We start from the raw sequence: 12,870 nt of genomic DNA, 5'->3' as shown, positions 1-12,870 counted from the left end.
GAACGGTTAAAAGAAGGCGGCAATTCTCAACGTGATATCCGGCTTAAGCGTGGTGATGTTTGCCTTTCTGATTAAGCAAATCGACATACGCCTGATCCACCAGTTCCTGCCGGTCGATCCCCAGCCGTTCAAGCAAATCCTCAGCAATCGCAATGCCCTGCTCCGGTGTTTCGCTATCTTCGAGCACCACTTCAAACTCCAGATAATCGCCCAACCCTTTTACGCGGTCGAGATGCAGACGGGTTTGGCCGAGCATAAAAAGCGTGCGCTGCTTGATAACCCTGCCTGCCGCACCGTAGGCCAGTGTGAGCGTTTCACGCAGACTGTCAGGATCGTGCGTTTCAGAAAGCATATAGAAGCTGGTTTTCGGCCCTGCCTGATCGGGTCGCTGATAGAAGATCAGTTCGCCACGATCCGCCGCCAGCGTGCGCAGTTTCAGGCGTCCGTGCGGGCAGATAAAAAAGGTATCATCCTGCCCGATAATGTCCGGCAGTCCGTCGGATATCAGCGCAATCTTTTCGTACAGCGAGGAAAAATCATCAACCTTCGCTTTAATCTCAATATTTCTGGCCATCGCTTACTCCCTTAAAGTTGACTCTTTTTTACGTGTCTTTGATGAACATCCGTTGACCTTACCGTGACAGAATGCTCCGCGGCAAGGAGGTTTGATCTCGCTTACTAAATACGCAATAAGAGGCTGCAAAATCGGATCAGGGTGCTAACCTCATGGGAGTTTTTGGAAAACTGAGGGAACGATGATGACCAAAATTTTTACGCTGACTCTGGCACCTTCACTCGACAGTGCCACACTAACACCCAAGATTTATCCCGAAGGGAAACTGCGTTGTACCGCGCCGGTCTTTGAGCCTGGGGGAGGCGGCATTAACGTTGCCCGCGCCATTGTCCACCTTGGCGGGCAGGCGACGGCGCTGTTCCCGATTGGCGGCCCGACCGGAGAGCATCTAAAGCAGTTACTTCTTGATGAAGGGATAGCCACCGAAACAGTAGAAACCCAGGACTGGACGCGGCAAAACCTGCATGTCCATACCGAAAATACCGGTGAGCAATACCGGTTTGTCATGCCCGGTGCGCGGCTGACAGAATCTGAATTCGCCAGCCTGAGTGCAAAAATCGAAAATGTTCCTGCCGGTTCAATACTGGTGATCAGCGGCAGTTTGCCACCCGGCACGCACATTAACGCGCTCACCGATCTTATCCGCAAAGCTCAGGACGCCGGTTTGCGCTGCATTCTCGACAGTTCAGGTGATGCACTGGCCGCGGGCCTGAAACTGGGTGGTCTGGCGCTGGTGAAACCAAACCAGAACGAGCTTTCTGCGCTGGTCGGGCGGCCTCTGGAAAATCCGGGCGACGTGCTGGCCGCGGCGCAGAAAATTATCCGCGAAGGCGGAGCCGAGCGCGTCGTGGTTTCACTCGGGCCGCAGGGTGCACTGGCCGTTGATGCGCAAGGTGCATTCCAGGTGGTTCCGCCGCCGGTGAAAAAAATGAGTACCGTCGGTGCGGGTGACAGCATGGTAGGCGCGATGACGCTCAAACTCGCCGCCGGTGCTGATCTGCACGACATTGTGCGTTTCGGCGTTGCCGCGGGCAGCGCAGCGACGCTGAACATCGGCACACGGCTGTGTTCGGATAAAGATACTCAGCAGATTTATAAGTATTTATGCCAGCAAACACTGGCACATTAATTCCCTGAATGCGTTCCGCGAGGTCTCCCGGCGTCGCGGAGCGTAAATTCTTTGTCACACCTTCACGTATTTCCTTTCATTAGCAGATAAACTCGCAGCATCGGGTGTTGCATGCACCTTTCACATCACGCCAGAAAAGGCCGGAGGCCAGAGTCCAGAATGATATGGATTATGCTTGCTGCAATTGTTGTGGTTTTTATTGTGGGTTATTGGTTTATGACGGCAGACACCCGTAAAGCGAACGCTTCTCTCGCCAGTCTGTTGAAAATTAAACCGGTTTACATTGATTCAATGCTGCTGGAAATGGGCAAAAGACAGAGCCAGATGTTTATCCGCTCCATCAGCGGTGGCTATGCTGAAGAGATCCGCAAAGCGGCCTACGTTGTTTTTATTTATCAGACATTTATCAAAGATGCTTCGCCGGAAAATATTGTCCGCTGGCGGAACATTCTTGTGCGCGCGCACCTGCCGCCTCAGCTCAGCAGTGAGCACGCCGAACTGGCGCTGTTCTACTTTGCTGAGCTGGATATTGAGCCTTTCGAACTGGCGCAGTTTCGTCGCGATTACAACGAAACCTACAATCAGATCCATCTGGTCTGATGTTCAGAAGTGTTTCACCCATGGCCCTGGCGGGGCCATTTTTTTTGCCTTCACGATGAAAAAGCAATCTCAGTCAGGAAAGCCCGCGGCGACCCGTGCAAAGTAAGTGCCTTGAAGGAGCGGAAATGAATCACGAAAAAACTCATCTTTATCAGCGGCGTTTTCAGCAGGTGTTTGCTTATATTGAGGCGCATCTGGACAGCCCGATGACGGTTGAACAGCTAAGTGAAGTGGCATGCTTTTCGCAGTTTCACTTTCACCGCCAGTTCAGCCAGTTTTGCGGCGTCAGCGTCAGCCGTTACATCACGCTGATGCGGCTGAAAAGAGCCTCTTTCCGGCTGGTGCAAAATCCGCAGGAGAAGATCATTGAGATTGCGTTTGATGCCGGATTTGAAAATCCGGAGTCGTTTTCCCGTGCCTTCAGGAACACTTTCGGCCTGACGCCCAGCGAGTTTCGCAAAGCTCCCGTCTGGGTTGACTGGCATGTGCATTTTCAATTTCCCGGCAGGGAAAATCAGCAGAGGCTGGAAAATATGGATGTGAAAATTATTGAGGTTGCGCCAGTGAGCATTGCGGTGCTGGAGCATCGCGGTGACCCGATGACGGTGAACAATACCGTCGCGAAATTCATTGAATGGCGAAAAGCGTCGGGGCTGTCGGATTACACTGTACGCGGGACATACGGTATTCCCTACAACGATCCGCTGGTGACGCCGGGTGAAGATTTTCGCTTTGACGTTTGCGGGGAGTTAAACCCTGAATCGGGCGGGCGTGTGCCCGAAAATCCACAAGGCGTGGTGGCGAAAAGCCTGCCGGGCGGGCGTTGCGCCGTGGTCAGGCACGTCGGAGCGTATGACCGCATCAGCGACAGCGTGTATTATCTTTACCGGGAATGGTTGCCGCAAAGCGGAGAGGAATTACGGGATTTCCCGGTGTATTTCCGCTATCTGCATCTTGATCAGGAATTACCGGAACATGCGCAGCAAACCGATATTTTGCTGCCGTTGAAGTAAGTAAAGGAACATCAGGCAGCGCTGCCTTGGCTGATACTGAACGGCAGCGCTGTTTCTTCCGGATTATCTGAACACGTTATCCAGATAACTGGCCAGGATCTGCCGCGAGCTGAAACCGTGGCAGATGCCATAATACGTTTCGTTGTCGCTCGAGACATCCAGAGGGAAGTTTTTATACGCATCACTGCTGCGAAACGATGCCGTCGGTTCGGCAAAACGTTCGCTGCGCTCTTTCAGCGCCGGGTGTATTACCAGGGCAGTCCGGCCAAACCGCGCTTCCCGGTTTACATACACATAGTGTTCGCCACGGCGATAACCGTATGCTTTATCATCAATATAATCGCGTTCAAATCCGGATGTTTCCAGAACGCGTGCCACTTCATCTGGCCGTAAATACATGGTTGCTCCTCGCTTCTTTAACCGCAAGGCGACCTTACCGCAATAACTCTGCCAAACAATGCCTAAATCCTGAGTTTTGGCGTATTTAGGATTTATCTAAACCCCAAAACCCTGCTATGAAAAGGCTATTCGGCGGGTTTTTTGGTGCCGGTTTGCATCCATAATTTGAGGGTGAGCAGCCACGCCACTACTACCATAAAGGCCGCCGCCAGATAGATAGAAGGCGTGCCGAGATGGGAAATAATCAGACCGGCAACAGGCCCGGTGATGCCCAATCCGAGATCCAGAAACGCGGAATACAGCCCCAGCGCCGTGCCCTGATTCTGCGGCGGAACCTGTTTCACCGCCTCGACGCCCAGCGCCGGAAAAACCAGTGAAAAACCAGAACCGGTGAGGAACGCACCAAGCTGAACAGACAGCGGATCGTGCCCCTGCCAGATCATCAGTAAGCCCGCGATTTCAAAGACGAAAGACACCAGCGAAACCCGCAGGCCGCCAAAGCGGTTGATCATGTTGCCGAAAACCAGACGCGCACCCACAAACCCGAGGCTGAATAATGTGAGGGTAAACGCCGCGCCGCTCCAGCCTTTGTCCGCATAATAGAGCGTGATAAAGGTGGCGATAACGCCGAATCCGATGGTGCCAAAACCGAGCCCGAGGCCGTAAAGCCAGATGCGCCCGACCACTGCCTTGAAGGCAATCCGTTTGCCAGCGGTGACAGAAATCGCAGCTTTCAGGCAGGCCAGAACGGCGGCAATGGCTGCGGCAACCACAATCAGCACGGCCACGCCCATCAGGCCAAACGCATGATTGAGCATGACGCCGAGCGGCGCGCCCACGGCCATCGCGCCGTAGGTCGCCACGCCGTTCCATGAAATCACCCGCGCGGTGTGTTTCACGCCCACCGCGCCAATTCCCCACAGCGTGGTGCCGGTGCTGCCAAAGCTTTCACCTACGCCAAGAAAAACGCGCGCCAGACACAATAAAAGCAGGCTCGCCAGCGGCCAGTCAGTCAGGAAAAATGCCGCAGCGTAGAAAATGCCGCTCATTGCGCAGCAAATCAGGCCGAAAATCACCACCCGTTTCGGCCCAAGAAGATCGGCATAGCGACCGGCATGCGGACGGCTGATCAGGGTCGAAAAATACTGAACACTGATGACCAGACCGGCCAGCACGGAGTTAAACCCCAGCGTGTTATGCACAAAACCGGGCAACACCGCGAGCGGCAAACCGATGGTCAGATAGACGACGAAAGTAAACAGCATGAACGACAGAATGCGTTTGTTGAGCATTGCGTTAGAGCGAAATGTACTTAAAAACATGGGCAGAACCGGGATGAAAACGCTGCGAGTGGAATCAATAGCATAAACAGGTTTCGGAGAGGATCAAACGTAAAACGGCGCAAAAAATGTTATTGGCTGTAACGCTCAAAAGCATTTGCAGAGAAATCTGAGCCGCATCACGCAAAGCCGCGCCACACCTGATTTCTCCTGACAGCTACATGACCTGAAAACACCCCCAGTCATAGCCCGATGTTCTCAAAGAGCCCTCCGGTACAACATTTTGGTCTATGCTTTAGTCATTAGCAAAACGAAAGCTACAGTTCACAACAAGGAGAGACAGAATGGCTAAGAAATCAGAACAGACAATCGATCAGGACGTAACCCTGCTGGCTGACACGCTGGATGAAGTGCTTCAGTCTGCCGGAAATAAATCCAAGGACGAACTGGATAAACTCCGCAGCAAAGCTGAAGGCGTGTTACGCGACGCCCGTTCACGTTTCAACGGTGAAACACTGACGAAGCATGCCCGTGACGCCGCCGCGTCCGCGAACGACTACGTAAAAGATAACCCATGGTATGGCGTGGGTGCCGGTGCAGCTATCGGTATTGTTATCGGTGTCCTGCTGGGACGTCGGTAACACAAGAGGCAATTTGCGGTGTTTCATTCCTGTGTCGGGATTATCTGAAACATCCGCGTGGCTCCCTCATTGCCGCGCAATTGCTAAAAAGACGACGGAGCCCCCGGGCTCCGTTTTCTATTTGTGGCTTTCGCTGAAATTAAAAGCGAATGCGAAAACTTTTTGACTGACAGGGCTTAAATTCGCCCATTTGCCCGCCACTATTTTCGGTGTTTACCCTCGTTTCATCCATGCTGACTTCCTGCCATCCGCTAAGTGTCGCATTGACCTGCAGGCTGTCTTGCAGACTTTGCGTTTCGGAGGGGTTATAAACCCGCACAATCAACGCTTCGTCATCTTCGGCTTTTTTCAGCGCACTGAGCACCGAACCCGAAATACATTTTTGCATCAGGCTGAAGCGCGAAGGCGTTTTGTTGTCCGTCAGGTTTAGCTTCATCGCGTCGTACGGAATTTTGTTGAAGGTGCGCACCGGCGTCAGGTAATCACGCGCATGTTGCATCACGCTGGCCTGGATGTGATCGCCGCTGAAACCGAACAACGCAAAACGATAAAGCTGTTTGCCGGGCATCTGAGAATCCGGCGTCGGCATTTTGATGCCTGAAGGGCGACCCGGGCGCAGCAGCAGGTTTTCTTTCCCGAGTACGCCGACAGCGCGGAACAGCGTCAGGGCGAAGGTATCGCGCTTTTCGCCCACCACTTCGAACTCGCGCAACCCTTCTGTAAAAAGCGCCAGCCCCTGATGACCGTCCTGCAACGCCGCAAAATTCATGAGTTGCCACACCGGCACCGGCGCTTCTTTCCAGCCTTCCGCCTCCCAATTTTTCATTGCCGTATCGTCCACAGGGCGGGTGATGCAGCCGAACTGATTGTCGGCCACCACCGTCTTGCTGGCAAACGGTGTGGGGATGAGCACGCGCAGCCGGTGATCTTCGGCGTGGTTCTCAAGAGCCAGTTCAATCTCAATCCGTCGGCTGTTTTTCGGAAGCGTTACGTTAACGGTCACGGGAATTTCACTGTTGAGAATGCGCATTGCGCGATCTTCCAGCGTGCGCGGCAGCGGCATTTTCAGTGAAATGACCGCGGTACTTTGCCACGGCTGATGCTGATAACTCACGTCTGCCTTTAGCGCGCCAGAGGTCAGCCGCCATTCCTCGCGCGCCGGGGAATAATCGTATTCATCGCCATCGTCGGAACCGTTTTCCAGTTCCAGAACCTGCTGATAGCGGCGGAATGTCTGCTTATCGAGAATATCCAGCGTGCCGTTCGGATTGACCGTCACACGGTAATAATCGTTTTCCAGGGCGTCCTCACCCTTCGGCGCAGGCAGCAAAATCCCCGGCTGGTGCGGTGTGACGTTTAACGTCACGTAACCCATCGCCGGCAGGGTGGCGCAAAGCTGAATGTCGTATTCCATGAACGGATCGTAATTGCCGTAATGCACAATTTGCCGGTCCACCAGACCCGGGTCGATCTCCCGCGTTCCGCGGATAAAATAAGGTACAGGATGCCCCTGGTCGTCAGTCAGGCTGAAAGATGAGGCACGGACCCTTAAGGTGGTATTAATGGTTTCCTGACGCGGATGCAGCGAGAAATTAAACAGCCCCAGCCGGTCAGCGGTGTGACCGTCAGGTTGCAGGTTGTCGATAATTTTACGCAGCGTGAACTGAATGAGGTTTTCGGCCATGTCATCGGCAAGAATAAAGCGCGACATAATTTCCTGATGAACCTTGTCGCTGCAACAACAACCGATGCTGTCGTGCGCGTGGTTCTTCATGATTTCCTTCCACATTTTTTCAATCAGACCATGGTGATAATCAAAACCTAAGCGCCAGGCAATGGAACACAGCGGCTCAAGCACATTGACGATTTTGTTCTCAATCGCTGCATTGGCCTGTTTGATATCCATGCGGGTCGATGAAATGGTGCGGTGAACTCGCATATATTTGCCATCATTAAATTCTCCACGCAGCAGCGCCAGCTGAGGTCTGATGGCGTCAATACGTTGAAATATGTCTTCAAAACGGCTGAGCTGGAAACTGCACTGCGGGTAAATGCGGCGCAGCATCTCCATGATGGTAAAGATATTTTGCTGGAGCGGCATCTGGTCATGACCGTTGGGCAGCAGGATATCGCCGGTCAGTGACGCGGCTTCCAGCACCGGCAGATATTTATCCAGGCGTTCGCGCAGCGCATCTTCATCCTCCGGCAAGTATTTGCCAATGGCATAACCCAGCGGCAGCACCTGCGCGGTGACTTCACTGCCGTCATTACTTTGCCAGCGGAATTCCGTTTTATCCGTGCCATGACGCTCCGAGCACCCGCGCCAGAACATGGCATGTTGCAGGCCAAAGCCGTTAAAGATATGCGGTAGCTGGGAAGACATGCTGAATGAATCCGGCAGATAGCCGATTTTCATAGGCTCACCAAACTCGCGGCAATCACGCATGCCGTACAGCAAATTACGCAGGATGGACTCGCCGCAAACCACCATCGTGTCGGTCTGTGTATACCACGGCCCGATGATAAGCTTACCGGCTTTTACCAGCGCCTTCACGCGCGGGCGGTTGTTCGGGCAAACCGCAAAATAATCTTCGAGGATCGCCGTTTGTCCGTCCATCACATAAAACGGATAGTTGGGGTCATTCTCCAGACGATCGAGGATCTCCGCCATATTGTTAACCAGCAGGATCCTTGAGGCCTCGGTGGTGAAATACCATTCGCGATCCCAGTGCATATGCGGCGTCAGATGAACGCGGGAAACTGTCATAAAATCTTTCCTTTCATGCCCTGCAAGGCAGGGCGCAATGTGAATAAATGAGGGAGTTTAAGAAGAAGGAGCGTCACCGGAGAACTGCCCGCGGCGTACGGCGTAGCCCCGCCAGCTCAGCAAAACCAGCGTGGAAATCACCGTGCCTGCCAGCGCTGCGCCCAGCCAGACTGCCGCCGCCTGCCAGCCGCCTAATCCGCCGTCGTGGAGCAGAAACAGGGAGAAAATGCCCGCACCCGGCGTGGAAAGGCCGATCCCTGCCGCGCCGACAATCGCGCCCGTGACAACGGATCCGGTCAGGAAGGAGCCGATAACACGCAGCGGATCTTCAATTGCCATCGGGATCGCCCCTTCAGTGATCCCCGCCAGGCCGAGCAGCCAGGTGGATTTTCCGGTTTCGACTTCAAAGGATTTGAACAGGTGTGGCGCGAGCACAGTTGAAGCGGTCACGGTGAAAGCCGAGACCATTTTGGTGGCCCCGAAAATGGCATACGGACCGTAAACGCCGTTTGCCATCGCACCAAGACAAAAAGCGTAGGCCGCTTTGTTGACAGGCCCGCCCAGATCGAAAGAGCACATGAAAGCAATCAGCGCGCCAAGGACAATCGCGTTACTGCCGGATAATCCGTTCAGCCACGCGGTCAGGCTGCTGTTGAGCAACGCGACGGGTTCACCAATCACAAAGAGCATTATGCTGCCGGTAATCAGCGTTCCGAATACCGGATAAAGGTAAAACATCAGGAAGCCGTTGAAACTGGCACTCAGTCGGACGTGCTTTTTCATCCAGCGCATGACGTAACCGGCAATCAGCCCGCCCGCCACACCACCGAGAAATCCTGCGCCGATCATGTTGGCGCACAGTCCGGCGGCAAATCCCGGCGTCAGGGCCGGTTTATCCGCCAGCGAATACGCCGTGTAAGCCGACAACACGGGCACCATCAGAATGCCCAACATACCGCCGCCAAGCTGGCGGTACATCCACAACCACGACTCTTTTTGCGCGTAAAGTTCCTGCCAGCCAAACAGCTGTGCGATCAGCACTGTCACCGCCAGCACCGATCCGCCGGCCACAATCATCGGTACGGCAAAGGAAATACCGCTCAGCAACGCCTGCTTCAAATCTGCCTTCACGCTGTTTTCCGGCGGCTTTACCGGCGCGGATCCCAGTGTTTCGCCGGGTTTACGCTGCATCGCCAGCGCCTGTCGCAGCACGGCTTCAGCACGGCGGATCGGCTCTGCCACCGGCACCCTAATGCACGGGATCCCGTCGAAGCGCTGACTGTCTTTGACTGCCACTTCGGCGGCGAAAACGCAGGCCACGGCGCGGCAGCACTGAGCGGCAGTGATGGGATCTTCAATGCCGTTAGCGCCCTGCTTTTCAACATGTACGCGAATACCCAATTTTTTAGCCGCCTTTTCCAGATATTCAGCCGCCATATACGTGTGCGCGATGCCTGCCGGACAGGCGGTCACACAGACCACCAGCGGTGTCTCTTCAGGCAAAGCCTGCGGGTCATCAATTTCAAGCGCAGCCTCTTCCCGTAATAATGTCAGTACCTCCTGTGCATCGCGCGCTGCCAGCAATGCAGCACGGGTTTCATCATCCACCAGCCGCGTGGTCAGCGCCGTCAGTAACTGCATGTGAGTCGATCCCGCTTCGGCTTCAGGGATCGCCAGCAGAAAGATCATATTCACCGGCTCATCGCCATCCACACCCTGCCAGAGCAGCGGTTGCCGGAGTGTCGCCAGCGCAAAAGCGGCACGCTTCACACTGGCAGATTTACCGTGCGGAACGGCCAGCCCTTCGCCCAGCGCGGTCGGACCTTCAGCTTCGCGTTCAGAAACTGCATGCAGGAAATCCTGCGCATGATTAAGGATCCCCTGCTGATCCAGCCGCTGAGCAAGAAAAGCGATCGCCTGTTCGCGGCTGGCAAAAGTGGTGTTGAGATGTATCAGTTCGGGTGAGGTCAGTAATGTCAGATCCATAAAGTTGTCCTGTCAGAATCGATGAAACACCAATATTTGTATTATTGTTGTATTGTATTTGTATTAAACAACAAAGAGGCATGGACTGACTGTGATCCAGATAGAAGATTTTTCGTTCAGTTGTATTGTTTTTGCCGGGACGGACGAACTGCTACACTCTGCCTAAACTGCTCTGAAGGAACCTGAAACGTGAGTAATCAGCCACTTTACCGCCAGATCGCGACGCAGATCCGCGATCAAATCCAGCGCGGAGAAATCAAAACAGGCGACGCGCTGCCAACGGAATTACGACTGCGCGAGCAGTTTGGCGTCAGCCGGGTGACGGTACGGCAGGCGATTAAGCTGCTGGTGGAACAGGATGTGCTGGAAAGTGTGCAGGGCAGCGGAACTTACGTGAAGGAAGCAAAGGTCAATTACGATATTTATCAGCTGACCAGCTTTGATGAGAAGTTACAGCCTCTGGACAGGCCGTCGCACAGCGAGGTGCTGGCATTCTCCATCCTTAAGCCGCCGATCGGTATCGCCGAAGCGCTGGCGTTATCTGAACAGGCGCGGGTTTATTACATTAAACGGCTACGCTTTATTGTCAGCAAACCCGTCATACTGGAAGAAACCTGGATGCCGCTGGAACTCTTTCCTGATCTGACCTACGAAGTGATGCAGGGGTCAAAATATGCCTGGATGGAGCAGACCAAACATCTGGTGATTGACCGCAGCGAACAGGAAATTATTCCGTTGATGCCGACCAAAGAGATGGTGTCACTGCTGGGCGTGGCGGCTGATCAGCCGATTTTGCAGAAGATCTCGAAGGGATTTTTGGCGGATGGCACGGTATTTGAATTCAGCCGCAATACCTTCCGCACCGATGATTATAAATTTACCCTGATCGCCCGACGGATGCCGCACTGATCAGCGGCTGTTTTCAAGGACGTCGGCCAGACGCTGCACCAGCCCGCTGGCTTGCTCCTGCGAGCTGATATTCGGAAATCCCATCAGCAGTCCGTTCGGGCGCAACGCGTCGCTACGCTCACGCCACTCAACCTGCCAGTCGGAAAGCGCCTGTACCGCCAGTCCCTGTTCGCGGGCGTTTTTGGCGATCAGAGAATCATCGAGATGAGCACTCAGACTGGTGGATAGCTGGATGCCGCCAGCCTGCTGATTCACCCGCAATATGTCCGCCGGAAACTTCGCCGTCAGCGCCTGTTCGAGATAACCACGACGTTCAGCATACAGCTGGCGCATACGTTTCAGATGCCGGTAGAAATGTCCCTGTTCGATAAACTCCGCAATGCTGCTTTGTATCAGAGGTGGCGTGCCGCAAATTCGCAGCGGGCAATAGGCCTCGATTTTTTCCACCAGACTTTCCGGCACCACCACATAACCGCAACGGAGCGCCGGAAACATCACTTTGCTGAATGTTCCTGCGTAAATAACCCTTCCCTGCGTATCCAGACTTTTCAGAGAAGGCAGCGGCTGGCCGTGATAACGGAATTCGCTGTCGTAATCATCTTCGATAATCCACGCCTGCTGTTTCGCTGCCCAGTCAAGCAGCGCCATGCGCCGCGCTAAACTCATGGTCACACCGGTCGGACTCTGATGAGCGGGCGTAACGACGGCAAACCGTGCAGCAGAAAACTGCTTCACGGCCTGCGGAACATCCATGCCCTCATCATCGACTTTCACCGCCCTGGCAACCGCCCCTGCCGCACGAAAGAATGCCTGTGTCACCGGATAACCGGGGTCTTCCAGCCACACGCCATCACCGGGTTGTAACAGGCTGCCGATGATCAAATCCAGCACCGGTGCGTATCCGCCACAGATAAAGACCTGTTCCGGGCGGCAGGTAAATCCGCGGGAAAGTTGCAGATAGCGGGCGACCGCATTACGCAATCCGTCGGTGCCCGCCAGCGGCGGATGGCCTAAATCATTCATGCTGGTGTGACGGTTTTGCCTTGAGACAATGCGCGACCAGATAGCACGCGGGAACGCATCCAGCGCCGGAAGGCCGAGCTGAAAAGGCAGCGAAGATACTGAAGGCAACATCGGGTTGATGGGATTAGATGCGGCATTCTTCCTGACCGGCGCTGGCGCGGGGACGGATAAGCTTTCCGGCGCGCTGACCACCGTTCCGGCCTGTCCGCGGCTTTGCAAAAAACCTTCCGCCATCAGCAGGCCATAGGCATTTTCCACCGTCGCGCGCGCCACGCCGAGTTCACTGGCCAGCGCCCTCACCGACGGCACGCGGCTGTCACGCTTGAGTTGCCCGGCCATGATCGCCTGTTTAACCCGCTGATAAATCTGGCGGTAAAGCGGTGCTTTGCGCCGGGGATCGAGCTGAAAGGAAAGACTGAAGCCGCGCATCATGACCTGCTTAAAAAGGTACTTTATGGCCCTGTAGTATAGACCATACGAAGCGTAAAGTAGCGGTCACTGAGACGCACGATGCGTCACTCTTTGCTGAAAAATTTACTTCAAAAAATC

11 protein-coding genes are annotated in these 12,870 nt (G+C 54.5%); 5 read left to right on the top strand and 6 right to left on the bottom strand.

Features of this window, described 5'->3' with window-relative positions; genetic code table 11:
• Positions 1-43: 43 nt before the first annotated feature.
• Complete coding sequence (locus GW579_RS23130; RefSeq protein ID WP_152324874.1) at positions 44-574, bottom strand: class IV adenylate cyclase; 531 nt, start codon at positions 572-574, stop codon at positions 44-46.
• Positions 575-758: 184 nt separating this feature from the next.
• On the opposite strand from GW579_RS23130, the gene pfkB reads away from it, so the two are divergent.
• From pfkB to GW579_RS23115, 3 genes are all read left to right on the top strand, one after another.
• Entirely contained in the window at positions 759-1,703 is a 945-nt protein-coding gene (gene pfkB / locus GW579_RS23125; protein ID WP_165062150.1) for a 6-phosphofructokinase II, read from the top strand.
• 159 nt (positions 1,704-1,862) lie between these two features.
• Positions 1,863-2,303: a DUF1198 domain-containing protein gene (locus tag GW579_RS23120; RefSeq protein WP_152324873.1), complete on the top strand. Its 441-nt coding sequence runs from the start codon at positions 1,863-1,865 to the stop codon at positions 2,301-2,303.
• Positions 2,304-2,428: 125 nt separating this feature from the next.
• On the top strand, positions 2,429-3,316 hold the full coding sequence (locus GW579_RS23115) for an AraC family transcriptional regulator (protein WP_165062091.1): 888 nt from the start codon (positions 2,429-2,431) through the stop codon (positions 3,314-3,316).
• A gap of 63 nt (positions 3,317-3,379) precedes the next feature.
• Here GW579_RS23115 and GW579_RS23110 read toward each other — a convergent pair whose 3' ends face one another.
• Both GW579_RS23110 and GW579_RS23105 read right to left on the bottom strand, forming a co-directional pair.
• On the bottom strand, positions 3,380-3,715 hold the full coding sequence (locus GW579_RS23110) for a DUF2002 family protein (RefSeq protein ID WP_152324871.1): 336 nt from the start codon (positions 3,713-3,715) through the stop codon (positions 3,380-3,382).
• A gap of 125 nt (positions 3,716-3,840) precedes the next feature.
• Complete coding sequence (locus GW579_RS23105) at positions 3,841-5,037, bottom strand: MFS transporter (RefSeq protein ID WP_165062089.1); 1,197 nt, start codon at positions 5,035-5,037, stop codon at positions 3,841-3,843.
• Positions 5,038-5,339: 302 nt separating this feature from the next.
• Here GW579_RS23105 and GW579_RS23100 point away from each other — a divergent pair, with 302 nt between their 5' ends.
• Entirely contained in the window at positions 5,340-5,636 is a 297-nt protein-coding gene (locus tag GW579_RS23100) for an ElaB/YgaM/YqjD family protein (RefSeq protein WP_152324869.1), read from the top strand.
• Between the two features lie 139 nt (positions 5,637-5,775).
• Here GW579_RS23100 and mngB read toward each other — a convergent pair whose 3' ends face one another.
• The gene (mngB, locus tag GW579_RS23095; RefSeq protein WP_165062087.1) at positions 5,776-8,403 is read right to left on the bottom strand and encodes a mannosylglycerate hydrolase; all 2,628 of its coding nucleotides are present in this window, start codon (positions 8,401-8,403) and stop codon (positions 5,776-5,778) included.
• Positions 8,404-8,460: 57 nt separating this feature from the next.
• A complete protein-coding gene (gene mngA / locus GW579_RS23090) occupies positions 8,461-10,389 on the bottom strand; it encodes a PTS 2-O-a-mannosyl-D-glycerate transporter subunit IIABC (protein WP_165062085.1) in 1,929 nt (642 codons plus the stop codon).
• Between the two features lie 189 nt (positions 10,390-10,578).
• Here mngA and GW579_RS23085 point away from each other — a divergent pair, with 189 nt between their 5' ends.
• Positions 10,579-11,298, top strand: coding sequence for a GntR family transcriptional regulator (locus GW579_RS23085; protein ID WP_165062083.1), 720 nt, complete (start codon positions 10,579-10,581; stop codon positions 11,296-11,298).
• Here GW579_RS23085 and pdxR read toward each other — a convergent pair whose 3' ends face one another.
• Positions 11,299-12,750 carry a MocR-like pyridoxine biosynthesis transcription factor PdxR gene (gene pdxR / locus GW579_RS23080; RefSeq protein WP_165062148.1) on the bottom strand — a complete coding sequence of 484 codons (1,452 nt, stop codon included), beginning with the start codon at positions 12,748-12,750 and terminating at the stop codon, positions 11,299-11,301.
• Positions 12,751-12,870: the final 120 nt, after the last annotated feature.

Origin of the sequence: Rahnella contaminans (genome assembly GCF_011065485.1) — a bacterium.
Taxonomy (GTDB): Bacteria; Pseudomonadota; Gammaproteobacteria; order Enterobacterales; family Enterobacteriaceae; genus Rahnella; species Rahnella contaminans.
This window is presented reverse-complemented; position numbering and strand designations above follow the sequence as displayed.

What these genes read in the sequence shown, in the direction of transcription:
- GW579_RS23100 (WP_152324869.1), top strand. Translation starts at nt 5,340, where the DNA reads ATGGCTAAGAAATCAGAACAGACAATCGATCAGGACGTAACCCTGCTG.
- pfkB (WP_165062150.1), top strand. Translation starts at nt 759, where the DNA reads ATGACCAAAATTTTTACGCTGACTCTGGCACCTTCACTCGACAGTGCC.
- mngB (WP_165062087.1), bottom strand. Translation starts at nt 8,403, where the DNA reads ATGACAGTTTCCCGCGTTCATCTGACGCCGCATATGCACTGGGATCGC.
- GW579_RS23130 (WP_152324874.1), bottom strand. Translation starts at nt 574, where the DNA reads ATGGCCAGAAATATTGAGATTAAAGCGAAGGTTGATGATTTTTCCTCG.
- mngA (WP_165062085.1), bottom strand. Translation starts at nt 10,389, where the DNA reads ATGGATCTGACATTACTGACCTCACCCGAACTGATACATCTCAACACC.
- GW579_RS23115 (WP_165062091.1), top strand. Translation starts at nt 2,429, where the DNA reads ATGAATCACGAAAAAACTCATCTTTATCAGCGGCGTTTTCAGCAGGTG.
- pdxR (WP_165062148.1), bottom strand. Translation starts at nt 12,750, where the DNA reads ATGCGCGGCTTCAGTCTTTCCTTTCAGCTCGATCCCCGGCGCAAAGCA.
- GW579_RS23105 (WP_165062089.1), bottom strand. Translation starts at nt 5,037, where the DNA reads ATGTTTTTAAGTACATTTCGCTCTAACGCAATGCTCAACAAACGCATT.
- GW579_RS23110 (WP_152324871.1), bottom strand. Translation starts at nt 3,715, where the DNA reads ATGTATTTACGGCCAGATGAAGTGGCACGCGTTCTGGAAACATCCGGA.
- GW579_RS23120 (WP_152324873.1), top strand. Translation starts at nt 1,863, where the DNA reads ATGATATGGATTATGCTTGCTGCAATTGTTGTGGTTTTTATTGTGGGT.